The organism is Pseudochelatococcus lubricantis (assembly GCF_042432495.1).
Lineage (GTDB): Bacteria > Pseudomonadota > Alphaproteobacteria > Rhizobiales > Beijerinckiaceae > Pseudochelatococcus > Pseudochelatococcus lubricantis.
Map to the genome: position 1 here is coordinate 576,712 of NZ_JBHLXC010000001.1, position 21,424 is coordinate 598,135.

Annotated in this window: 23 protein-coding genes; 13 read left to right on the top strand and 10 right to left on the bottom strand. The window is 67.7% G+C overall.

The genetic code is table 11. From position 1 onward, the window contains the following. Positions 1-37: 37 nt before the first annotated feature. From ACFFJ7_RS02430 to acnA, 6 genes are all read right to left on the bottom strand, one after another. On the bottom strand, positions 38-793 hold the full coding sequence (locus ACFFJ7_RS02430; protein ID WP_377590651.1) for an SDR family oxidoreductase: 756 nt from the start codon (positions 791-793) through the stop codon (positions 38-40). Further along, positions 790-2,100, bottom strand: a complete 1,311-nt coding sequence (locus ACFFJ7_RS02435) for a beta-ketoacyl-ACP synthase (protein ID WP_166949650.1) — start codon at positions 2,098-2,100, stop codon at positions 790-792. The genes ACFFJ7_RS02430 and ACFFJ7_RS02435 overlap by 4 nt, the downstream gene beginning before the upstream one ends. A 2-nt stretch (positions 2,101-2,102) precedes the next feature. Continuing rightward, a complete protein-coding gene (locus tag ACFFJ7_RS02440; protein ID WP_377590652.1) occupies positions 2,103-3,278 on the bottom strand; it encodes a beta-ketoacyl-ACP synthase in 1,176 nt (391 codons plus the stop codon). 15 nt (positions 3,279-3,293) lie between these two features. Beyond that, positions 3,294-3,755 (bottom strand): 3-hydroxyacyl-ACP dehydratase FabZ family protein, encoded by a 462-nt coding sequence (locus ACFFJ7_RS02445; RefSeq protein ID WP_166949652.1) that lies wholly within the window; start codon positions 3,753-3,755, stop codon positions 3,294-3,296. Positions 3,756-4,004: 249 nt separating this feature from the next. Continuing rightward, positions 4,005-4,283 (bottom strand): acyl carrier protein, encoded by a 279-nt coding sequence (locus tag ACFFJ7_RS02450; protein WP_166949653.1) that lies wholly within the window; start codon positions 4,281-4,283, stop codon positions 4,005-4,007. 192 nt (positions 4,284-4,475) lie between these two features. Then, on the bottom strand, positions 4,476-7,178 hold the full coding sequence (gene acnA, locus ACFFJ7_RS02455) for an aconitate hydratase AcnA (protein WP_377590653.1): 2,703 nt from the start codon (positions 7,176-7,178) through the stop codon (positions 4,476-4,478). Positions 7,179-7,394: 216 nt separating this feature from the next. Between acnA and ccmA the strand changes: the two genes are divergently transcribed. The 5 genes from ccmA (at position 7,395) to ACFFJ7_RS02480 (ending at position 10,507) form a co-directional block, all read left to right on the top strand. Beyond that, positions 7,395-8,024, top strand: a complete 630-nt coding sequence (gene ccmA, locus ACFFJ7_RS02460; protein ID WP_166949655.1) for a heme ABC exporter ATP-binding protein CcmA — start codon at positions 7,395-7,397, stop codon at positions 8,022-8,024. Beyond that, positions 8,021-8,689: a heme exporter protein CcmB gene (gene ccmB / locus ACFFJ7_RS02465; protein ID WP_166950232.1), complete on the top strand. Its 669-nt coding sequence runs from the start codon at positions 8,021-8,023 to the stop codon at positions 8,687-8,689. Before ccmA ends, ccmB begins: the two co-directional genes overlap by 4 nt. A gap of 227 nt (positions 8,690-8,916) precedes the next feature. Further along, the gene (locus ACFFJ7_RS02470) at positions 8,917-9,705 is read left to right on the top strand and encodes a heme ABC transporter permease (protein ID WP_166949656.1); all 789 of its coding nucleotides are present in this window, start codon (positions 8,917-8,919) and stop codon (positions 9,703-9,705) included. Then, on the top strand, positions 9,702-9,875 hold the full coding sequence (gene ccmD, locus ACFFJ7_RS02475) for a heme exporter protein CcmD (RefSeq protein WP_166949658.1): 174 nt from the start codon (positions 9,702-9,704) through the stop codon (positions 9,873-9,875). Before ACFFJ7_RS02470 ends, ccmD begins: the two co-directional genes overlap by 4 nt. Further along, a complete protein-coding gene (locus tag ACFFJ7_RS02480) occupies positions 9,872-10,507 on the top strand; it encodes a DsbE family thiol:disulfide interchange protein (protein ID WP_377590654.1) in 636 nt (211 codons plus the stop codon). Before ccmD ends, ACFFJ7_RS02480 begins: the two co-directional genes overlap by 4 nt. A gap of 9 nt (positions 10,508-10,516) precedes the next feature. Here ACFFJ7_RS02480 and ACFFJ7_RS02485 read toward each other — a convergent pair whose 3' ends face one another. Together ACFFJ7_RS02485 and ftsY are read right to left on the bottom strand one after the other, a co-directional pair. Next, a complete protein-coding gene (locus ACFFJ7_RS02485; protein ID WP_166949662.1) occupies positions 10,517-11,167 on the bottom strand; it encodes a septation protein A in 651 nt (216 codons plus the stop codon). Further along, positions 11,164-12,417, bottom strand: coding sequence for a signal recognition particle-docking protein FtsY (gene ftsY / locus ACFFJ7_RS02490; protein WP_377590655.1), 1,254 nt, complete (start codon positions 12,415-12,417; stop codon positions 11,164-11,166). The genes ACFFJ7_RS02485 and ftsY overlap by 4 nt, the downstream gene beginning before the upstream one ends. Before the next feature lie 110 nt (positions 12,418-12,527). Between ftsY and ACFFJ7_RS02495 the strand changes: the two genes are divergently transcribed. Beyond that, complete coding sequence (locus ACFFJ7_RS02495) at positions 12,528-13,295, top strand: RluA family pseudouridine synthase (protein WP_377590656.1); 768 nt, start codon at positions 12,528-12,530, stop codon at positions 13,293-13,295. Here the strand turns inward: ACFFJ7_RS02495 and mtaB are convergent. Continuing rightward, positions 13,224-14,456: a tRNA (N(6)-L-threonylcarbamoyladenosine(37)-C(2))-methylthiotransferase MtaB gene (gene mtaB / locus ACFFJ7_RS02500; RefSeq protein WP_377590657.1), complete on the bottom strand. Its 1,233-nt coding sequence runs from the start codon at positions 14,454-14,456 to the stop codon at positions 13,224-13,226. The genes ACFFJ7_RS02495 and mtaB overlap by 72 nt on opposite strands. Beyond that, positions 14,456-15,325 (bottom strand): diaminopimelate epimerase, encoded by an 870-nt coding sequence (gene dapF, locus ACFFJ7_RS02505; protein ID WP_377590658.1) that lies wholly within the window; start codon positions 15,323-15,325, stop codon positions 14,456-14,458. The genes mtaB and dapF overlap by 1 nt, the downstream gene beginning before the upstream one ends. A gap of 305 nt (positions 15,326-15,630) precedes the next feature. On the opposite strand from dapF, the gene ACFFJ7_RS02510 reads away from it, so the two are divergent. The 7 genes from ACFFJ7_RS02510 (at position 15,631) to rplS (ending at position 21,038) form a co-directional block, all read left to right on the top strand. Beyond that, positions 15,631-16,647, top strand: a complete 1,017-nt coding sequence (locus ACFFJ7_RS02510) for a GyrI-like domain-containing protein (protein ID WP_377590659.1) — start codon at positions 15,631-15,633, stop codon at positions 16,645-16,647. A gap of 233 nt (positions 16,648-16,880) precedes the next feature. Continuing rightward, positions 16,881-17,006 carry a hypothetical protein gene (locus ACFFJ7_RS02515; protein WP_281351076.1) on the top strand — a complete coding sequence of 42 codons (126 nt, stop codon included), beginning with the start codon at positions 16,881-16,883 and terminating at the stop codon, positions 17,004-17,006. A gap of 12 nt (positions 17,007-17,018) precedes the next feature. Then, complete coding sequence (ffh, locus tag ACFFJ7_RS02520; RefSeq protein ID WP_377590660.1) at positions 17,019-18,638, top strand: signal recognition particle protein; 1,620 nt, start codon at positions 17,019-17,021, stop codon at positions 18,636-18,638. 43 nt (positions 18,639-18,681) lie between these two features. Beyond that, the gene (rpsP, locus tag ACFFJ7_RS02525; protein ID WP_377590661.1) at positions 18,682-19,062 is read left to right on the top strand and encodes a 30S ribosomal protein S16; all 381 of its coding nucleotides are present in this window, start codon (positions 18,682-18,684) and stop codon (positions 19,060-19,062) included. Positions 19,063-19,098: 36 nt separating this feature from the next. Continuing rightward, complete coding sequence (gene rimM / locus ACFFJ7_RS02530; RefSeq protein ID WP_166949676.1) at positions 19,099-19,659, top strand: ribosome maturation factor RimM; 561 nt, start codon at positions 19,099-19,101, stop codon at positions 19,657-19,659. Next, entirely contained in the window at positions 19,634-20,368 is a 735-nt protein-coding gene (gene trmD, locus ACFFJ7_RS02535; protein WP_377590662.1) for a tRNA (guanosine(37)-N1)-methyltransferase TrmD, read from the top strand. The genes rimM and trmD overlap by 26 nt, the downstream gene beginning before the upstream one ends. Positions 20,369-20,624: 256 nt before the next feature. Beyond that, a complete protein-coding gene (gene rplS / locus ACFFJ7_RS02540) occupies positions 20,625-21,038 on the top strand; it encodes a 50S ribosomal protein L19 (protein WP_166949680.1) in 414 nt (137 codons plus the stop codon). Positions 21,039-21,424: the final 386 nt, after the last annotated feature.

Genomic DNA, 21,424 nt, shown 5'->3' on the forward strand with positions numbered 1-21,424 from the left:
GGCGATATTCCTTGTTGTGAAGCGGTGAGGACGGCGATCAGCGGTGGATGCCGATCTGGGCCGTCAGTCCGCCATCGATTGGCAGCACCGCACCCGTCATATAGGCGGCGGGCGGCGAAAGCAAAAAGGCGGCGAGCCCCGCGACTTCCTCGACACGCGCGAACCGGCCGGCGGGAATCTGCTTTTCCATGTTGGCGCGATGGGCGGCGTAGGGGGCCAGCATGTCGGTGTCGATAAAGCCCGGCGCGATGTAGTTGACGGTGACGCCGCGCCGCGCGGTTTCCACGGTGAGTGTGCGCAGATAGCTCAACAGCGCGCCCTTCGAGGCCGCATAGGCGGCGTTGCCGGGGTTGCCATGTAGCGCCGCGACCGAGCCGATGGCGACAATGCGCCCCTCGCGGGCGCGGATCATCGGGCGCACGAGCGCCTTGGCCAGCCGGGCGAACGACCAGAAGTTCACCTGCATCACGGCTTCGGCATTGTCCTGGGCCATGACGGCCGCAAGCGCGTCGTAGGACTGGCCGGCGTTATGGACGAAACCGTAGTAGGTGTCGTCCTCGATACCCGCGCAGAAGGCATCGAGCGCTGCACCGTCGGCGAGGTCGAGCGCGAAGGCGCGTACAGCCCGCCCTTCCGCCTTCAGGCGTGCGGCCAGCGCCACGCCGGCGTCGCCGGAGGAGCGATAAGTGAAGTCCACGTCATAGCCGGCACTTGCGAGGGCGGCGACGATGGCCGCGCCGAGCCCCTTCGCGCCGCCAGTGACGAGAACGCGCTTGTTGGCGGTCGTGCTCACGCGCCCGGCTCCGCTGTGATCACCAGACAGGTGTTCTGGCCGCCGAAGCCGAAGGAGTTGGACAACACTCTCGAAACCGTGGCGTCGCGCGCCGTGTTGGGCACGACGTCGAGCCCGATGGCGGGATCCGGCAACTCGTAGTTGATGGTGGGCGGCAGCCGCCCGTTGAGGATCGTGAGCAGCGAGAACACCGCTTCGACCGCGCCGGCGGCAGTCAGCGTATGCCCGATCATGGATTTGTTGGACGAAATGGGCAGGGAGCCGGAAGCTGCGTTCATGCGCTCGCCGAAAACCGCGAGGCAGGCGAGCGACTCCATCTTGTCGTTCTCCGGCGTGCTGGTGCCATGGGCGTTGATATAGTCGATGTCGTCGGGCGTGAGGCCCGCATCCGAGACGGCTTCGCGGATCGCGGCGATGGCAGGGCCGCCGTCAGGGCTGGTGCGCGTGCGGTGGAAGCCGTCTCCGCGTTCACCGCAGCCGGCGACAATGCCGAGAATGGTCGCGCCGCGCGCCCGCGCGGCGTCGTAATCCTCCAGAACGAAGGCGCCCGCACCCTCACCCATGACGAAACCGTCGCGGTTCTTCGAGAAGGGGCGGGACGCGCCGGCCGGATCGTCGTTGTGAGTGGACAGCGCCGAGAGAAGCGAGAAACGGATCAGCGCCTCCGCATGCACCGAGCCGTCGGTGCCGATGGCGAGCGCCGCCTGCGTCTCGCCCCGGCGAATGGCCTCGACGCCGAGCTGGATCGCCGTCGCGCCGGACGAGCACGCGGTTGAGAGCGAGATGGGCGAGCCGCGCGTGCCGAAACGCTCCGCGATGTGCTCGGCGACCGTGCCGAACAGGAACAGGTCGTGCCAGGCGGAAAACGCGCCGCTGCCGGCTGCGCGCAGCAGATCGGCATAGGTGATGTCGTCCGTCCTGCCGCTGGCGCGCGCGAGCGCGATACGCTGCGGCCATTCCATCTCGACCGGCGGCACGGCGATGAACAGCGCGCCGGGAAAGTCGCCGGGCGTGCCGATGCCGGACTGCGCAATGGCTTCGCCGGCCGCGAGCACCGCGAGCTTCTCCGACAGGAAGGGGGCGCTTGACACCGCGCCCTCCACGTAGTCGACCGTGGCCGCGATCGTGGTGCGCAGGTTGTCGGTGCTGAAGCGGGTGATGCGATGCACGCCCGAGCGCCCTTGCGTCAAGGCCGACCAGTTGTCGGCCTTGCCCTGGCCGAGGGATGTGACCACGCCCGCACCGGTGACGGCGACGAGCGGGCGGCCGAGTGCATCGCGCGTGGAAGAGGAGGGGACGGATGTCATGATCAGCCTCCGTTCGGGGCGGCTTCGACGAGGGCGAGGCCCTCGCCGCGCTTGTGGCCGACGCTGGTAACGACGGCCTGATGCAGCCGCCCGGCCTCGACGGCCGCAGTGGCGAGCGCCAGCCCGAGCGGGAACTGCGCCTCAAGCGTATGCCCGAACATGTCGCCGGTGGCGTGGACGGGAATGCCTGGCACCAGCTTCGTCAGAGAGCCGCGCTCTTCCTCGGTGACGCCGGCGACGCCGGTCGCGCCCGAGAGTACGGCGCCGCCGATGCCGCGAAATGCTTTTCCACTCTGTTCCCACAGCTTTTCCACGGAGACGCCCACAGAGCCGGGATGGCGGCGGGTATGGTCCGAGGAGACGCCGCGCAGCACGGCGAGCGCCTTCGCGCCGCGCGCCTCCGCATGGGCGCGTGCCTCGAACACGAGGAAGGCCGCGCCGCTGCCGAGAATGAAGCCGCCGCCTTCGCCGGGGCGGTCCCAGACGGAGGCGAAATGCTCTTTCCACAGATAGCCGCCGAGTTCGTATATCAGCAGCGCGTCGGGCCGCTCGGCGTTGTAGGAGCCGCCGACGAGAAAGATATCGCCCTGGCCGGCGGCGATGCGCGCATGGGCGATCCGCACCGCGTCCACGCCGGCCTGCTCCTCGCCCATGAAGGTGCGCGACGCGCCCGTGACGCCCTGCACGATGGCGATGTTGCCGGCGAGCAGGTTCGACAGTTGCGCGAGAAACAACGTTGGCCGCAGATCGCTCATGAGGCGTTCGTTGAGAAAGGCCTCGGCATTTTCCGTCTTGCCGATGCCGGACAGGATCTGCCCGTCCACCGCGTAATCGCGCTCGCCGCCGCCCGCGGCGACAATCATCTGCACCGTGCGCCGCAGTTCGGAATCGCGGGCGAGGCCCGCGTCCTCCAGCGCGAGGCCGGCTGCGTAGACGCCGAGCTTTTGCCAGTTCTCCATCTGCCGCTGGTCGGCCTTCTTGGGGATCTGTTTGCTCCAGTCCAGCGGCACGGCGGGGTGAACGGGGTAAGGCGCGAAAGTATCGGTGTCGACCTGCGCGGTGCTGTCGCCGTCGAGTGCAGCGAGGTGCGCGGAGCGCCCCTCACCGAGGCTCGACACGAGGCCGATCCCGGTGATCCAGACGTCGCGGTCGTTCCCGCTGGCAGGGCCATTGGCCATTCGGGCATTCTCCAATCAGGCAATTTCCTGGACGAGCCCGATTTCCGCCGCCTGCGCCCGCATCTGGGCGGAGAGGCCGTCGGGAAAGGGCATCAGCTTGAACATCAGCTCCGCGTTGCAGATAGCCTTGCCGTCGCTCGCGATCGTGGCGCGCGTCACCGCATAGCCGGAGCCCTGATGCGCGCGCGTGGCGACGATCTCCAGCGGCGCGCCGGGGCCGACGAACGACCGGAACTTCGCCTTCTCGACCCCCGCCAGAAATGGCATGTGCGTGAAGCGGATCAGGCCGAGAATGAGATAGCCGGAGGCCTGCGCCATCGTTTCCGTCAGCAGCACGCCGGGCATCAGCGGATGGCCGGGGAAATGCCCCTCGAAAACGGGACTGGCATCAGGCACCGTCGACCGCGCTTCGATGCGCTCCTCCGCGTCGCTGAAGGAGGCGATGCGATCGATCATCTGAAAATATTCGAGGCGCATTTATGAGTATTTACCGTACGGCCTGTCACGGGATGAACCGGAATTCCGGTTGCCGGTCGCTGCCAGAGGTCGGATTTCAAGCGGAAGCAACTTCACCGTGTCGGAAATTGCTTCCGATTGCGTTAATGACAAGTGTCGGAGAGCACATCGTGCGGGTGCATTGCGGAAACGACGACCGGACTGTCCCCGCCGATATCGTTGCGCGCGGGGAACCTGTCGTGCTGCACCGGTCGGTATTTCCGTTCACGCTCACCCCTTTGCGGCGACGAGTTCGTCGATGCGCGCGGCAAGGTTCTTCAGCACGAAATACTGCTCCGCCGGCACCTTGCCCTCGTTGACTTCCTGGGTCCACGTCTCAAGCGGCAGCTTGATGCCGAATGCCTTGTCGATGGCAAAGGCGATATCGAGGAACGCCAGGGAATCGACGCCGAGGTCATCGATCGCATGGCTGTCGGGCGTGATCTGCTCACGCGGAATGTCCGACGTTTCGGCGATGATGTCGGCGACGGTCTCGAAGGTGGATGCCATCGCGATACTCCTGATTCTGTTGCCTGCGCTGCAGCGTCACGGCAAATCAAAGGCTTGCGCGGAAAAGCTCCACGCAGAGCCGATATTGGATGATTCCATATACATGAGCACCGGCGCTTATCCAAGCGCCGGTGCCGGTGGTTGTTGCAATTGCGTGACATGTTTTGCCCCGTGGGCACAAACACGTCCGGCTCAGGCGGCGAGCTGGCGCAACACGTAGTGCAGGATGCCGCCGTTGCGGAAGTACTCCAGCTCGTCGAGCGTGTCGATGCGCGCGATAAGCGGGACGTTCTTCACCGTGCCGTCCGCGAAGGTGATCTCCACAGTGAGCTTCTGGCGCGGTTGGAGCGTGTCGCCGAGGCCGTGGATCGTCACCTTCTCGTCACCCTTGAGGCCAAGCGTCTCCCACGAGGTGCCTTCCTCGAACACGAGCGGGATGATGCCCATGCCGACGAGGTTGGAGCGGTGGATGCGCTCGAAGCTCTGCGCGATGACGGCGCGGATGCCGAGGAGCTTACTGCCCTTCGCCGCCCAGTCGCGCGACGAACCCGTGCCGTACTCGCGGCCCGCGAAGACGACGACCGGCACGCCCTCGGCCTTGTAGCGCTCGGCCGCGTCATAGATCGCCAGCCGGTCGCCGGACGGGAAGTGGACGGTGTAGCCGCCTTCGACGACGTTGCCGCTCTCATCCCGGACCATCTGGTTCTTCAGGCGGATGTTGGCGAAGGTACCGCGCATCATGACTTCATGGTTGCCGCGGCGCGTGCCGTACTGGTTGAAGTCCTGCGGGCGCACCTGATGGTCGCGCAGGTAGCGGCCGGCAGGGCTCGCCTCCTTGATCGAACCGGCGGGCGAGATGTGGTCCGTCGTGATCGAATCGAGGAACAGGCCGAGAATGCGGGCGCCGACGATATCCTCGACCGGCTCCGGCGTCTTGGTGATGCCTTCGAAGTAGGGCGGGTTCTGCACGTAGGTGGACGACGAATCCCAGTGGTAGGTGAGACCGCCGGACACCGTGATGCCCTTCCAGTTCGCGTCGCCCGTGAACACGTCCGCGTAACGGCGGCGGAACAGTTCCTGCGTGATGTTCCTGTCGATGAACTCCTGGATCTCCTGCGAGGAGGGCCAGATGTCCTTCAGGTACACCGGCTGGCCGTCCGACCCCGTGCCCAGCGGCTCGGTCGTCAGGTCGATCTGCAGCGAGCCCGCGAGCGCATAGGCCACGACGAGCGGCGGGGAAGCGAGGTAGTTGGCGCGCACGTCCGGGCTTATACGGCCCTCGAAGTTGCGGTTGCCCGACAGCACGGCGGTCGCGATGATGCCGTTGTCGTTGATCGTCTTCGAGATTTCCTCGGCCAGCGGGCCGGAGTTGCCGATGCAGGTCGTGCAGCCGTAGCCGACGATGTTGAAGCCGAGCGCGTCGAGGTCCTTCTGCAGGCCGGACTTCTCCAGATACTCGCCCGCGACCTGCGAGCCGGGCGCGACGGAGGTCTTCACCCACGGCTTCGACTTCAGGCCCTTCGCCACCGCGTTGCGGGCGAGCAGGCCGGCGCCGATCATCACGCTGGGGTTCGACGTGTTGGTGCAGGAGGTGATGGCAGCGATCACCACGTCGCCGTGGCCGAGGTCGAAGTTCTTGCCCTCCACCTTGTAGCGGCTGGCGATATCGGCGGCCTTCTTGAACTCCGTGTCCATCGCGTCGATGAAGCCCTGCCGGGTGCCGGAGAGCAGGATCCGGTCCTGCGGGCGCTTGGGGCCGGCCATCGAGGGAACGACGTCGCCGAGGTCGAGGAAGAGCGTGTCGGTGAACTCGGGATCGGGCGTGTCGGCCGTGCGGAAGGTGCCTTGCGCCTTCGCGTAGGCCTCCACCAGCGCCACGCGGTCGTCGGCGCGGCCGGTCTTGTGCAGGTAGCGGATGGTCGCGTCGTCGATGGGGAAGAAGCCGCAGGTCGCGCCGTACTCCGGCGCCATGTTGCCGATGGTGGCGCGGTCCTCGATGGTCATGGCGTCGAGGCCCGGACCGTAGAATTCCACGAATTTGCCGACCACGCCCTTCTTGCGCAGCATCTGCGTCACGGTCAGCACGAGGTCGGTGGCGGTCACGCCTTCCTTCAGCCGGCCGGTGAGCTTGAAGCCGATCACTTCCGGAATGAGCATGGAGAGCGGCTGGCCGAGCATGGCCGCCTCGGCCTCGATGCCGCCGACGCCCCAGCCGAGCACGGAGAGGCCGTTGACCATGGTGGTGTGCGAGTCGGTGCCGACGAGCGAATCGGGATAGGCGACGGTCTCGCCGTTTTCGGTGCGCGTCCACACGGTCTGCGACAGGTATTCGAGGTTCACCTGGTGGCAGATGCCGGTGCCCGGCGGCACCACGCGGAAGTTATCGAACGCATCCTGGCCCCAGCGCAGGAAGCGGTAACGCTCGCCGTTGCGCTCGTATTCCTTTTCCACGTTGTCGTGGTAGGCGCGCGGCGTGCCGAACTCGTCGACGATCACCGAGTGGTCGATGACAAGGTCGACGGGCACCAGCGGGTTGATCTTCTTCGGGTCGCCGCCGAGCTTGTTCATCGCATCGCGCATGGCGGCGAGGTCGACGACGCCGGGCACGCCCGTGAAGTCCTGCATCAGCACACGGGCGGGACGGAAGGCGATTTCCTTCTCCACCTTGCCCTTGTTGTTGAGCCAGTCGGCGATGGCGAGGATGTCGTCGCGCTTCACCGTGCGCTCGTCCTCGAAGCGCAGCAGGTTTTCGAGCAGGACGCGCGTCGAGAACGGCAGGCGGGACGCGCCCTCCAGGCCATTCTTTTCCGCTTCCGGAATCGAGAAGTATGTGTAGGACTTGTCGCCGACCTGAAGGGTGCGGCGGGAATTGAAGGTATCGTTGGAGGTCGTCATTGCGTGATCCTTGCGGGGACGTGAGACACGAATGCCAAGCCTGGAAGCGCCGAACGCGCGCGCCGCCCCGGGAGTGCCCAGGTCCCCGCGCGTCACGCGCGCGGCGCAGCCTGCGAGTTATATAGTCACTTTCGCGTCGGTGCGCTAGACCGTTGATAGTTGTTCTAAAGAGCTAGTCGCCTGAAAGCAATTGTTTAGAGAGGATTTAAACCGGCCTTGCGAATCGTCGTCGACAATCTCGCCTGCCGCCGCTCCGGGCGGCTGCTGTTTTCCGGTCTCTGCTTCACGCTCGCCGCGGGGCAGGCGCTCGTCATCACCGGCCGCAACGGTGCCGGCAAGTCGAGTCTGCTCGCCCTGCTGGGCGGCGCGCTCAAGCCCGCGGGGGGGACTTTGCAACTGATGGAAGCGGGCGAACGCACCCTGCCGGAAGTCATCAACGCGGTCGGCCACCGCGAGGGGCTCAAGGCGATGTTGACCGCCGAGGAAAATCTCGCCTTCGCCCGAGACGTGCTCGGCCATCCGGCGCTCACGCCCGTCGAGGCGCTGGAGAAGCTCGATGTCGCCCATCTGGCGCGGCTGCCGGTCGCCTACCTGTCCGCCGGCCAGCGGCGGCGGGTGGCGCTGGCGCGACTTTTTGTCACATCCCGTCCCGTCTGGCTGCTCGATGAGCCGACCTCGGCGCTCGACACGCCGTCGCAGGCGCTGGTCAATGGACTGATGCGCGAGCATCTGGCGAACGGGGGCCTGATCGTCGCCGCGACGCACCTGCCGCTGGCGCTCGACGGCGCGCTGACGCTACGCATCGAGCCGCCGCAGGAGGCCGAGGACGCCGAGGTGATGTGGTGATTCGCACGCTCGTCGCCATTGTCGGGCGCGACCTGCACATCGCCGCGCGTATCGGCGGGGCGGGCGGGCTGTCGCTGGTGTTCTTCCTGATGCTGGTGACGCTCATTCCCTTCGCCATCGGTCCTGACCTCAACCTGCTGTCGCGCATCGGCCCGGCCATCCTGTGGCTTGCTGCGGTGCTCTCCACGCTGATCGGCCTCGACCGGCTGTTCCAGGCCGATGAGGAGGACGGGTCGCTCGCTATCATGCTGGCGAGCGAGACGCCGCTCGAACTCGTGGTGATCGCCAAGGGCGCCGCGCACTGGCTCACGACGGGGTTGCCGCTGGCGCTCTGCGCGCCGCTGTTCGGGCTGCTGCTGGCGCTGACGCCGCAGGCCATGCTGGCGGTTTCCGCCACCCTGCTCGTCGGGACGCCGGCACTCACCTTCATTGGCATGGTCGGCGCGGCGCTGACCGCGCGCTTGCGGCGTGGCGGACTGATTCTCTCCATCCTCGTGATGCCGTTGATGGTGCCTACCCTCATCTTCGGCGTCTCCGCGGCGGGCGCCGCCACCGGCGGCACGGTGCCGTTCCTGACGCCCTTCCTCATCCTGTGCGCGATCAGCCTCGCGGCGCTCGTCGTCGGTGCCGTGGCGGCGGCGATGGCGCTGCGGGCGGAGGGGTAGACGCCGGCCGTGCCCCTGTTCACGGCCACGAACGGCTTCCGGGCGGCCACGTTGCGGCGCGTCATGCCTTCCTTGGGAAACCCGCGTATGATCGTCGGGCAAATTATCGCATTGCCGGGCGCTTCGGCTGTCTTTACATGGGCTGTAAACTGGGGCCTCCTCCAGAAACGCCGTGCCGCACAGCGTTGGGGAGGGCGATCGTCGAACCCTGATATCCGGAACCGGGGATGGCTGAAAACAACTCGATATTGACGGCGCTCGCCAATCCGACCCGCTTTCTGGCGCTCTCCGCGCGCGTGCTGCCGTGGATGGCCGGCCTGTCGGCGGTGCTCCTGGCGGTCGGGCTCTGGCTCGTGTTCTTTCAGGTGCCGGACGACTACCAGCAGGGCGCCACGGTGCGCATCATGTATATCCACGTTCCCGCCGCCTGGCTGTCGCTGTTTCTCTACGCCATGATGACGGGCTCGGCCATCGGCACGCTGGTATGGCGCCACCCGCTGGCGGACGTGGCGCAGAAGGCGGCCGCTCCCATCGGCGCGGCCTTCACGCTGCTGTGCCTCGTCACCGGCTCCATCTGGGGCAAGCCGATGTGGGGCACGTGGTGGGTGTGGGATGCGCGGCTGACGTCGGAACTCGTGCTGCTGCTGATCTATCTCGGCATCATCGGTCTGTGGCGGGCGATCGAGGAGCCGTCGGCGGCCGCGCGCGCCGTCGCCATCATGACGCTGGTCGGCTTCGTCAACATCCCGATCGTGAAGTTCTCCGTGGACTGGTGGAACACCCTGCACCAGCCTGCCTCCGTGTTCCGGCTGGGCGGGTCGACCATCGACGCCTCCATGCTGTGGCCGCTGCTGGTGATGGCGGCGGGCTTCACCCTGCTCGCGGTCTCGCTGCACCTGTCGGGCATGCGCACGGAGATCCTGCGCCGGCGCGTGCGCGCGCTGAGCCTGCTGGAGGCCCAGCAGCGGGAGCGCGCGCCCGTCGCGGCGGTCGTTGCGCCGGGGGTGGCCCGATGAGCGGCGGGCATATGGGTTATATCGTCGCGGCCTATGCGTTCGCCGCGATCACCGTGGGCGGGCTGATCCTGCGCGCGGTTCTCGATCACCGGGCGCAACAGCGCGCCCTTGCGGATTTCGAGGCGCGCGGTGTGCAGCGCCGGTCGCGGCGGAAGGCGGCGCAACCATGACCACGACGGCCGAACCGGACCTGCGGAAAGAACCTGCTTCGCCGACTGAACAGGAGGCGCCGGAGAAGCCGCGCCGGCGCCTTCTGGTGCTGCTGCCGCTCGTCGTTTTCGGCGCGCTCGCGACGCTGTTCCTGTCGCGGCTCATCGAAGGCGATCCGTCGCGTGTGCCGTCCGCCCTCATCGGGCGCACGGTGCCGGCGTTCGCGCTGCCGCCGCTGCCGGGACTCGTGCGCGACGGCGCGCCGGTGCCGGGGCTCGCGACGGCCGATCTGAAGGCCGGCAAGGTCACGCTCGTCAATGTCTGGGCGTCGTGGTGCGTGCCCTGCCGGCAGGAGCATCCGCTGCTCGTTCGGCTCGCGGCCGATCCGCGCGTGACCGTCGTCGGCATCAACTACAAGGACGCGCCGGAGAACGCGCGCCGCTTCCTCGGGGCGCTGGGCAACCCCTTCGCGGCCGTGGGCGCGGACGAGAACGGCCGCGTCGGCATCGACTGGGGCGTCTACGGCGTTCCGGAGACCTTCGTGGTGGCGGGCGACGGCACCATCCGCCACAAGCACATCGGCCCGCTGACGCCGGAAGCCCTCGCGACGACGCTGGAAAAGGCCATCGCCGAGGCGGCTTCCGCCCGGTAGCGGGACCGTTCAGCCCTCCTTCGGCTCCTCCTGCGGCGAGTGCTGCAGGATAAGCCGCGTCTGGGCGATCGCGAAGGCGAGCGTGATCGGCGTCATGCCGAACACCTTGAAACTCACCCAGAAATCCGTGCTTTGCGTGCGCCAGACGATCTCGTTGATCGCGGCGAGCACGAAGAAGAACGCGCCCCAGCGGAAGGTGAGCTTGCGCCAGCCCTCGTCGTCAAGCTGGAATACGCCGCCGAAGATGACGGGCAGCAGCGGCTTGTCGAACAGGAACAGGCCGCCGAGCAGGATGGAGCCGAACAGGCAGTTGACGATGGTGGGCTTGAGCTTGATGAATAGGTCGTCGTTGAGCCACAGCGTCATGGCGCCGAAACTCACCACCACGATGCCCGACACCAGCGGCATGATCGGCACGCGCCGTTCCAGCACGTAGTTGACGACGAGCGCAGCGACCGTCGCCAGCATGAAAACCGCCGTGGCAGCGAAGATGCCCGCGTGCTCGGCGCCCATGCCGGCGGGCAGCAGGGGGCCAACGAAGGGCGTGAAATAGCCGGGGCGCGCGTTCGCGGCGAAGAACAGCAGCAGCGGCCCCATCTCCAGCAGCAGCTTGGTGAGGGGCGGCAGGCCCTCTTTTCCGGTTTCGGCAGGTTGCGTCATGGTCTTTCGTGCTCGTCGAGCCCGGCGACGGCGCGGGCGAAATCCGTTGCGGCGAAGGGTTCGAGGTCGTCGACGCCTTCGCCTACGCCGATGAAATGCACCGGCAGCCCGAACTTGTCGGCGATGGCGACGAGGATGCCGCCGCGCGCCGTGCCGTCGAGCTTGGTCATGACGAGGCCGGTGACGCCCGCCATCTGGCCGAAGATATCTACCTGGCTGATGGCATTCTGCCCCGTCGTGGCGTCGAGCACCAGCAGAACCGCGTGGGGGGCGCTCTCGTCGCGCTTCCTGACGACGCGGATGATCTTTTCGAGTTCCGCCATCAGCCCCGCCTTGTTCTGCAGGCGGCCGGCGGTATCGATGAGAAGCACGTCGGTGGCGCTCTCCTGCGCTTCCTTCAGCGCGTCGAAGGCGAGGCCCGCCGCGTCGGCGCCCTGCTCGCGGCGGATAACGCGCGCGCCCGTGCGCTCGCCCCACACCGAGAGCTGTTCGATGGCGGCGGCGCGGAACGTGTCGCCGGCGGCGAGCATCACGGAGCGCCCCTCCGCCCGGAATTTTTGCGCGAGCTTGCCGATGGTGGTCGTCTTGCCCGACCCGTTGACGCCGACCATCAGGATCACGAACGGCTTTTTCGCGGTGTCGATCGCGAGGGGCCGGGCGACAGATTCGAGCACGGCCGCGATCTCGCGCGCGAGGATCGCCTTCACTTCCTCGGGCTCGATGGATTTGTCGTAGCGCCCCTTGCCCACCGCCTCGGTGACGCGCGTCGCCATGGCGACGCCGAGATCCGCCTGGATGAGGATGTCCTCCAGCTCCTCCAGCGTCGTGTCGTCGAGCTTGCGGCGCGTGAAGATGCCCGCGATGCCCGAGCCGATGGACGAGGACGTGCGTGACAGGCCGGCCTTGAGGCGCTGCCACCAGCCGCCTTTCGCCGGCGGCTCTTCCACCTCCGGCTCTTCCACCCCGGGCTCTGGCTTTTCCACCTCGGGCTCTGGCTCCTCCGGCTCCACCTCGGGTTCGGGCGCGCTGACGGGCGACGGTGCGGCGGGCTCCGTCGCGACAATCTCGGGCACGGCTGATTCGGGCAGCGGCGCTTCCTCCGCTGCCTGCGGTTCCGGGGCTTCCTGCGGCGGGACGGGGGCTTGCTCGTTCTCCGCGGGCTGCGGCGCGGGCGCGGCTTCCGGCTTCCTGCCGAAGAGGCGGGAGAACAGGCCGCGTTTCTTGCCGTCCTGCCTGTCGTCGTCGGTCATGTGCTTTTCCGTCGTTGCAGGTTCCAGATTGTTTGCGCACAGGCTTGCCATCGCGCGACATCCTCGATAGCCCGAACGGCATGAACGGGGAAGTCACAGAAGCCGAGATAATGCGCCGCGTGCTGTATCGCGATGCGCTCATGCTCGTCATCGACAAGCCGGCGGGCCTGCCGGTGCATCCGGGGCCGCGCAACAGCCTGTCGCGCAGCGGGCGCGCAGGCACGCAGACGCTGACGCAGTTTCTGCTCGCGTTGCGCTTCGGCCTGCCCCGCGTGCCGGAACTTGCCCACAGGCTCGATCGCGACACCTCCGGCTGCCTCGTCCTCGGCCGCCATCGCAAGGCGCTGGAGCGGCTGGGAAAATTGTTCAAGGGCAACCAGGCGCACAAGACCTACTGGGCCATCGTGGAAGGCGGGCCGGAGGCGGAGACGGGCGAGATCGAACTGCCGCTCGCCCCGCGCGATCCGGACAGGGGCTGGTGGATGAAGGTCGATCCGGCCGGCCAGCCGGCGCTCACCCGCTGGCGGGTGCTGGGGCGGGCCGGCGGCCGGACGTGGCTGGCGCTGGAGCCGGTGACGGGTCGCACGCACCAGCTGCGTGTGCACTGCTCCGCGAGCGGTTTTCCCATCCTCGGCGACGCCGTCTACGGCCACGCGCCGCGCTTCGGCGGTCCGGGCCTGCATCTGCATGCGCGCGCCATCACGCTGCCGCTCTATCCCAAGCGGGAGCCCGTTCATGTGGAGGCGCCCCTGCCGGCCCATATGGCGGAAACCTTCGCCGCTCTCGGCTTCGACGCGCCCGCGCCGTCAGGCAGCGACAAGCTGCCGCCCGTCGTGGGCGCGGATGATGACGGGCAGGAGCTGGCCGGGAACCGTTGAGCCGGGCAGCTTCACCGGCGTGAACGCCTCCGTGCGGCCGACGCTTCCGCGCTCCGTCAGCACGATGCGCTGCTGTCCGACCTCGCCGGCGAGGTGCATTTCCAGCAGGCGCGCGCCGAGCCCGCGCAGCCGCGCCGCGCGCTCCTTCACGATTTCGCGCGCCACCTGCGGCATGCGCGCCGCCGGCGTGCCGGGTCGGGGCGAGAACGGGAAGACGTGCAGGTGCGTCAGCCCGTAGGCGACGACGGCCTCGTATGAACGGGCGAACATCTCTTCCGTCTCGGTCGGGAAGCCGGCGATGATATCCGCGCCGAACACCATATCGGGGCGCAGGCGGCGCAACGTTTCCACGAATTTCAGCATGTCCGCGTGCGCGTGGCGGCGCTTCATGCGCTTGAGGACGAGATCGTCGCCCGACTGCAGGGAAAGATGCAGGTGCGGCATCATGCGCGCGTCGGTGGCGATCGCCTCCAGGAGATGGTCGTCCGCCTCCACCGAGTCGATGGAGGACAGTCGCAGCCGCGCGAGCCCGGGCACATGGCGCAGGATGTTCTTCACCAGCAGGCCGAGGGTCGGCTTGCCGGGCAGGTCCGCGCCATAGCTCGTGATGTCGACGCCGGTGATGACGGCCTCGCGGTAGCCGTTGTCCACCAGCCGTTTGAGGCTGTCGACCACTTCGCCCATCGGCACCGAGCGCGACGGCCCGCGCCCGTAGGGAATGACACAGAACGTGCAGCGGTGGTCGCAGCCGTTCTGCACCTGCACGAAGGCGCGCGTGTGGCCCTCGAAGGCGTCCGCCATCTGTGGCGCGGTCTCGCGCACGGCCATGATGTCGCTGACGGAAACACGTTCGGTCGCAGGCGTCGTCCATGTCTCGGGGCGCATCTTCTCCGCGTTGCCGACGACGCGCGCCACCTCCGGCATCGCGGCGAAGCGGCCGGGCTCGATCTGCGCCGCGCAGCCGGTGACGACAATCTCGGCGCCGGGACGTTCGCGCTTCAGGCGGCGGATGCTCTGGCGGGCGTGGCGAGTCGCTTCCGCCGTCACGGCGCAGGTGTTGACGATGACGATATCGCCGCCGGCGGCCTCCGCGTGGCGCCGCAACGCCTCGGATTCGGCGATGTTCAGCCGGCAGCCGAAAGTGACGATCTCGACGGCCATCAGGCGGCGGCGTCCTGGAACAGGGCCGGGGGCAGGCTATCCGCCCATTCGAGTTCGGTGGGGCCGGTCATCAGCACGTGGCCGTCGTCCCGCCATTCAATGGTGAGGGCGCCGCCGGGAAGCTGCACTTCCAGCCGCCGCCCGGCCAGCCCGCGCGCCATGGCGGCCACCGCCGCCGCGCAGGCGCCCGAACCGCAGGCGCGGGTCTCGCCCGCGCCCCGCTCCCACACGCGCAGCAGCAGATGCTCGCTGTCGAGCACCTGCGCCAGCGAGATGTTGGCGCGTTCGGGAAACAGCGGATCGTGCTCCAGCGACGGGCCGATCGCGGCCAGGTCGTAGGCTGCGGCGTCGCTGACGAAGAAGATGGCATGCGGATTGCCCATGCTCACGCCGAAGGGCTTCTCCAGCGCCGGCAGCCCCTCCGCCTCGCGGTGCAGGGGCAGCGCCGCCGTTTCCGTGACCGGATGGGCGAGGGGAATATCCTCCCAGGCGAAGCGCGGCGCGCCCATGTCGACGGTGAAGACGGTGTCGTCCTGCCGTGTGCAGGCGAGGACGCCGGCGGCGGTTTCGACGACAGCCTGCCTGCGATCGGTGCCACGCAGGATGGCCCACGCCACGCAGCGCGTGCCGTTGCCGCAGGCGCCGGCTTCCGAGCCGTCCGCATTGTAGATGCGCACGAAGGCGTCCGTGCCTTCGGAAACGGGATCGTGCAGCACCATGAGCTGCTCGAAGCGCGCCCGTTCAAACCGTCCGATGGCGCGCGCCTCCCGTTCCGTGACGATGTGCGAGCGGCCGCGCAGGTCCAGCACGATGATCTCGTTGCCGAGACCGTTCATCTTGAGAAAAGGCAGATTGGCGAGCGTATTCAAGTTTTGTGTCCGTCATGAATGGTAGCGCGGCAAGGCCACGACAGGCAGATATGGTGCAGGGGGCGAAAATAACCACTCCCGGCAGGTTCCACACTTGCCGGACGCTTCCGGGCCGATGGCCGCGCCGGCAGTATAGGGCCGAAGGGCGTCAGAAAGAAAACGCAATCGAACGGCCTGCCCTTTACCCGTAACATTCATATGATAAGCGAAGACTGCTAAGCGAAAGTTCATGGCGCGGCCCGGACAGCGGCCCGGCCGTTCTGGCGCGGTCCGGTCCTTGCGGCGCTGATCTCTGGAGCGATGTGATGATGGCGCGTGAGCGATTCGCGTTTCTGGCTTCCCTCGTGGTGGTGGCGGGCGGCGTGGCGGTGGCGCATGCGACGCCCGCCGAAACCGTCGAAACCGCCGGGCCGCCCCCGGCCGCCGTGGTTCGCGATACGCCTGCAGCACCGCCCATTCCCTATCCCGGCATCCCGGGCAGCATCCCCGGCAGCCTGGCGCCTTCGCCATACCAGGCGGGCGATACGCCGCGGGCGCCCGACGCCTCCCAGTCGACGCTCGCGCCCGCACCCGCCGACGCGGGCGGCGTGGACGAGGTCGACATCGCACCCCGCAAGACGCTGGTGCTGTCGTCGCAGGCTGAATGGGCGAAGGGATTCGAGAGCCTTTCGGCCGCCTTCAGGCTGCTCGACGAAATCGCCATCGCTGCCGGCTTCGACGTGAAGGGCAGACCGTTCGCCATCTTCACGCGGACGGACGACAACGGCTTCAGCTTCGATGCCATGCTGCCCGTGGAGCCCGACGGCGGCGATGCCGCGGCGCAGGAGGCGCTGCGGCAGGCGGCGGCGGAGCATGTCGACGGCAAGGGCGCGAAGGATGCCACCGCCGATGCGGTCAGGCTCGGCCTCAGTCCGTCCGGCAAGGCCTACCGGTTCGTGCACGCCTCGCCCTACGACGATATCGAGACCACCTACGAGGCTGTTACTGCCTGGCTCGACAGCCGCAACATCGTGGTGCGCGACGCCTTCATCGAGGAATACGTCACCGATCTGACGGACCCCACCGACGAGGCGCTGGAGGTCTATATATACGTGCAGCCTGTTGACGCGCCAGGCGGGAAAGCCCCCGCGCCGCAGCCCCAGGAAGGGGCGGGGACGCCAAAGGAACCCGAAACGCCGGCGACGCCCGCGCAGGAGCCGCCGGCGGCGCAAGAACCTGTACAAAAACCTGCGCAAGAGCCTGCTCGGCAAGAACCTGCTCGGAATGAGCCGCCGGCTGTCGTACCCGCGCCTGCTGCGCCCGCGCCGGGAAGCGGGGGCTGACGCTTCCGCTGCGTCCGCGTGCGTGTTGCTGTGCGAGAGGGCTTGACTCGTTCGTGTTTCCGATTGCATAAGGTCCGGATATATCCGCCCGAACCATTGTTCGTGAGCCGCCGACCGTGTCCGGCATGTCATGCCCGGCCGGAGGTCAACGTCCGACAGCGCGTTGCGCCCTCGGGCGCGTTCGGCTTTGCGCCCATGGGATTTTCCGGCGGATCGTTGACGGAGAGAGTGGCATGGTTGGCGAAGCGGCCCGCACGGCGGGCGTTCTGCCGGGTCTGGACATTGCGCATGCGCGCCCGCACATCCCCCTGCGGGGACGGATGGCGCGCGCCCGCGTGACGGCGGCCGCCAACGGATAACCGGAGACAGCCATGTTCGAGAGCCTTTCCGAGAAACTTTCCGGCATTTTCGATACGCTGACGCGCCGTGGCGCGCTGACCGAGGCGGACGTCAACGTGGCGCTGCGCGAGGTCCGCCGTGCGCTGCTGGAGGCCGACGTGGCGCTGGAGGTGGTGCGCAGCTTCACGGACAAGGTGAAGGCCGCCGCCGTCGGTGCCAACGTCGTCAAGTCCGTGACGCCGGGTCAGATGGTCGTCAAGATCGTGCACGACCAGCTCGTCGAGATGCTCGGCACGGAAGCGGTCCCGATCAGCCTCGACTCGCTGCCGCCCGTCGCCATCCTCATGGTCGGCCTGCAGGGCTCGGGCAAGACCACGACGACGGCCAAGATCGCACGCCGCCTCACCGACAAGGAAAAGCGCAAGGTCCTGCTGGCGTCGCTCGACACGCGCCGGCCGGCGGCCATGGAGCAGCTTGCGGTGCTGGCGAAGCAGGTCGGTGTCGATGCGCTGCCGATCGTCGCCGGCCAGTCGGCCGTGCAGATCGCGCGCCGGGCCATGGAGGCCGCGCGCCTCGGCGGCTACGACGTCGTCATGCTCGATACCGCCGGCCGCGTCACCATCGACGAGGCGCTGATGGCGGAGGTGGCGCAGGTGAAGGCTGCGACCGACCCGCACGAGGTGCTGCTCGTCGCCGACAGCCTCACCGGCCAGGACGCGGTCAACACCGCCCGCGCCTTCGATTCGCGCCTCGGCGTCACCGGCATCGTGCTCACCCGCATGGACGGTGACGGGCGCGGCGGCGCGGCGCTCTCCATGCGCGCCGTCACCGGCAAGCCGATCAAGCTCGTCGGCACCGGCGAGAAGATCGATGCGCTGGAGGATTTTCACCCCAGGCGTGTCGCGAACCGTATCCTGGGCATGGGCGACATCGTATCGCTCGTCGAGAAGGCGTCGGAAACTCTCGACGCCGAAAAGGCCCTGCGCATGGCCGAGAAGATGCGCAAGGGCTCCTTCGATCTCAATGACTTGCGCGACCAGATCAGCCAGATGGAGCGCATCGGCGGCATGAAGGGCGTGCTCGGCATGATGCCGGGCGTCGCCAAGATGAAGAACCAGCTCGATAACGCGAACCTCGACGACCGCGTGCTGAAGCGCCAGAAGGCCATCATCGATTCGATGACGCCGCAGGAACGGCGCGCGCCGGATGTCCTGAAGGCGAGCCGCAAGAAGCGCATCGCGGCCGGCTCCGGCACCCGGGTCGAGGACGTCAACAGGCTGCTCAAGATGCATCGCCAGATGGCCGATGTGATGAAGGCCATGGGCAAGGGCGGGCGCGGCGGCATCGCCGGGGCGCTCGGCAACCTCTTCGGCGTCGGTGGCGGCATGCCGAATATCGATCCCTCGAAGCTGACGCCGGAGGCGATCGAGGAAATGAAGAGGCAATTGCCGGCGGGGCTCGCTCCCGGCGGCTTGCCGGGCGGCGGCCTTCCTCCGGGCCTGCCCAATCCTGGTTTGCCGAAGCTGCCGTCCGGCGGCGGCGTTCCGAAACTTCCCGGCCTGGGCGGCGGCTCCGGCGGGGGGCTTGGCGGCGGCCTGCCGGGGCTCGGCAAACCCGGCGGATCGTTCAATCCGTTCGGCAGGAAAAAGTAAGTAAACCGGTACATTCTGATTTGTTGAAAAGGAAAGTGAAAAAATGGCTCTGAAGATTCGTCTCGCCCGCGGCGGCGCCAAGAAGCGCCCCTATTACCGTATCGTTGTCGCCGATGCGCGCTCGCCGCGCGATGGTCGCTTCATCGACCGCATCGGCTCCTACGATCCGCTGAAGGCGAAGGACGATCCGGCGCGCATCACGCTCGACGCCGAGAAGGCGAAGGAATGGATCGCCAAGGGTGCGCAGCCGACCGACCGCGTGCTGCGCTTCCTTGACGCCGCCGGCGTCGCCCCGCGCGCTGCCCGCAACAACCCCGCCAAGGGCCAGCCGGGCAAGAAGGCGCAGGAGCGCGCGGCCGAACGCGCTGCAGCCGCCGCCGCTGCTGCGGCCGCCGCTGCCGAAGCCGCCCCCGCCGATGCGTGATCCGGGCGGACGCGGACATGAGCGCGGATTGCGGACATGGCTGAGGCGAAACGCGAGCGCGTCCTCGTCGGCGAATTCGGCCGCGCCCACGGCGTTCGCGGCGAGGTGCGGCTGAAGTCCTTCACCGGCGATCCTGCGGCCATCGCGTCCTACAATCCGCTGCAGCGCGAGGATGGCAGCGCCGTCGTCCTCGCCGGGCTGCGCGCGGTGGCCGGGACGGCGGACATGTTCGTCACCCGCGTCGAGGGCGTCGCCACCCGCGAGGCGGCCGAGGCACTGACGCGCGAGCGCCTTTATGTGCCGCGCGAGCGGCTGCAGGCGGAGCTTGAGGACGACGAGTTCCTGCAGGTCGACATTATCGGCGCGCGGGTCGAGGATGCTTCGGGCACGGTCATCGGCCGGCTGATGGCGTTTCACGATTTCGGCGGCGGCGATGTCATCGAGATCGCGCCCCATTCTTCGCTCGGCCGCCGCGCGCCGGCGCTGCTGCCGTTCACGAAGGCCTTCGTGCCAGTGGTGGACGTCGCTGCCAAGCGGATCGTGGTGGCGGCAGAAGGCCTGTTCAGCGACGATGACGATGACGCACCTCGCGGATGAGGAACATGGCGGGCATGCCCAGGGTTGGCATGCGTCCGTGCTGACGCTGTTTCCGGAGATGTTTCCGGGGCCTCTCGGCTTCAGCCTGGCCGGCGAGGCGCTCAAGCGCGGCGACTGGTCGCTCGACGCCCACGACATCCGCGACCACGGCCTCGGCCGTCACCGCAGCGTCGACGACACGCCGGCGGGCGGCGGGCCGGGCATGGTGCTGCGCGCCGACGTGCTGGCGTCGGCGATCGATACCGTCTGCGCGGCCGACGCGCGGCCGCGCTTCCTGATGAGCCCGCGCGGGCGCCCGCTCGAACAGGCGCGTGTGCGCGCGCTTGCCGAAGGGCCGGGGGCGGTGATCGTCTGCGGGCGCTTCGAAGGGGTGGACGAGCGGGTGATCGCCGGGCGCGGCCTTGAGGAAGTGTCGATCGGCGATTACGTGCTCTCCGGCGGGGAACTCGCCGCCATGGTGATGATCGACGCCTGCGTGCGCCTGCTGCCGGGCGTCATGGGCCACGATTCCTCCGGCGCCGAGGAAAGCTTCGAGGCGGGGCTGCTCGAATACCCGCACTACACGCGCCCGCGCGCGTGGGAGGGGCGGGAGATTCCCGAGATCCTGCTGTCCGGCAACCACGGCGCCGTCGCCCGCTGGCGGCGCGAGGAGGCGGAACGGCTGACGCGCGCGCGACGGCCGGATCTGTGGGAGAAGAAATCCACCTAAAGCGTTTTCAAGCAAAGTGGATACCGGTTTGCGTGAAGAAAGCGCGTAATATCAAAAACTTATAGCATTTCGGCGTTTCAATGAAATGTCGAAATGCTATAGAGGCACGTGGACGCGCCGCGACGGCTCGACATCCGGGTGCGGCTCGTGTATACGCCACCATCCCCCGCGCCAGTTTGGCTGCAGGCGGGAATCAACTGAAAACAGCGCGCCGAAACGCTGGCACCGTATTGGTGCTTCGGCAGGAGTATTTGATATGAGCAACATCATCGAGCAGCTCGAAAAAGAGCAGATCGCGAAGCTTTCCGCCGTTCGCGAGACCCCCGCGTTTCAGCCCGGCGACACGGTCATCGTGAACGTCCGCGTCAAGGAAGGCGACCGCACCCGCGTTCAGGCCTACGAGGGCGTCGTGATTGCCCGCGGCGGTTCCGGCCTGCACGAGAGCTTCACCGTCCGCAAGATTTCCTATGGCGAAGGCGTGGAGCGCGTGTTCCCGCTGTTCTCGCCGATCATCGATTCCATCAAGGTCGTGCGCCGGGGCAAGGTGCGCCGCGCCAAGCTGTATTACCTGCGCGACCGTCGCGGCAAGTCCGCCCGTATCGCCGAGCGCGTGGATCGTAACCGCACCTCCGGCAAGCAGGCCGCCGCGGCCGCGCCTGCGGCGAAGTAAGGGCACCAGGCCGTTTCCGGCCCTGCCGATATCTGAGGGAAGGCGATCCGTGGCTCATGCCGGATCGCCTTTTTGTTATTTTGTGTCGTCCGGGCGCCCGCTGCAAAAAGAATTGTTCGCCACGGCCCGTTGTGTTAAGAACTATTCTTATGACGATGACGCCCGTGCCTTTGTCCGTGACGGCGCGCAGTTTTGCGCGAGGGGTCGCACGGCCCAAGTGGCCGACGACGCAGGAATTTGCGGCGTTGCACGATCATGCGCGTCTGCCGTGGCGTTTTTTCGGGCGCTTTTCCGCGTCCCTTGCCGCCGGCCTTGGCCGCTGACGCCGGAAGGACCGGCGTCAGTATCATCCGCGTAGAACCGATGCGCGGATTTTCCATTTCTTC

Bases quoted from the DNA above. Each gene is read 5' to 3' on its own strand.
- ccmD (WP_166949658.1), top strand. From the start codon at position 9,702: ATGAGCGGCGGGCATATGGGTTATATCGTCGCGGCCTATGCGTTCGCC.
- rplS (WP_166949680.1), top strand. From the start codon at position 20,625: ATGAGCAACATCATCGAGCAGCTCGAAAAAGAGCAGATCGCGAAGCTT.
- rpsP (WP_377590661.1), top strand. From the start codon at position 18,682: ATGGCTCTGAAGATTCGTCTCGCCCGCGGCGGCGCCAAGAAGCGCCCC.
- ACFFJ7_RS02435 (WP_166949650.1), bottom strand. From the start codon at position 2,100: ATGACATCCGTCCCCTCCTCTTCCACGCGCGATGCACTCGGCCGCCCG.
- ACFFJ7_RS02445 (WP_166949652.1), bottom strand. From the start codon at position 3,755: ATGCGCCTCGAATATTTTCAGATGATCGATCGCATCGCCTCCTTCAGC.
- trmD (WP_377590662.1), top strand. From the start codon at position 19,634: ATGACGATGACGCACCTCGCGGATGAGGAACATGGCGGGCATGCCCAG.
- acnA (WP_377590653.1), bottom strand. From the start codon at position 7,178: ATGACGACCTCCAACGATACCTTCAATTCCCGCCGCACCCTTCAGGTC.
- ACFFJ7_RS02510 (WP_377590659.1), top strand. From the start codon at position 15,631: ATGATGGCGCGTGAGCGATTCGCGTTTCTGGCTTCCCTCGTGGTGGTG.
- ACFFJ7_RS02470 (WP_166949656.1), top strand. From the start codon at position 8,917: ATGGCTGAAAACAACTCGATATTGACGGCGCTCGCCAATCCGACCCGC.
- ACFFJ7_RS02495 (WP_377590656.1), top strand. From the start codon at position 12,528: ATGCGCCGCGTGCTGTATCGCGATGCGCTCATGCTCGTCATCGACAAG.
- rimM (WP_166949676.1), top strand. From the start codon at position 19,099: ATGGCTGAGGCGAAACGCGAGCGCGTCCTCGTCGGCGAATTCGGCCGC.
- ACFFJ7_RS02485 (WP_166949662.1), bottom strand. From the start codon at position 11,167: ATGACGCAACCTGCCGAAACCGGAAAAGAGGGCCTGCCGCCCCTCACC.
- ffh (WP_377590660.1), top strand. From the start codon at position 17,019: ATGTTCGAGAGCCTTTCCGAGAAACTTTCCGGCATTTTCGATACGCTG.
- ACFFJ7_RS02515 (WP_281351076.1), top strand. From the start codon at position 16,881: ATGGTTGGCGAAGCGGCCCGCACGGCGGGCGTTCTGCCGGGTCTGGAC.
- ACFFJ7_RS02450 (WP_166949653.1), bottom strand. From the start codon at position 4,283: ATGGCATCCACCTTCGAGACCGTCGCCGACATCATCGCCGAAACGTCG.
- ACFFJ7_RS02480 (WP_377590654.1), top strand. From the start codon at position 9,872: ATGACCACGACGGCCGAACCGGACCTGCGGAAAGAACCTGCTTCGCCG.
- ACFFJ7_RS02440 (WP_377590652.1), bottom strand. From the start codon at position 3,278: ATGGCCAATGGCCCTGCCAGCGGGAACGACCGCGACGTCTGGATCACC.
- mtaB (WP_377590657.1), bottom strand. From the start codon at position 14,456: ATGGCCGTCGAGATCGTCACTTTCGGCTGCCGGCTGAACATCGCCGAA.
- ftsY (WP_377590655.1), bottom strand. From the start codon at position 12,417: ATGACCGACGACGACAGGCAGGACGGCAAGAAACGCGGCCTGTTCTCC.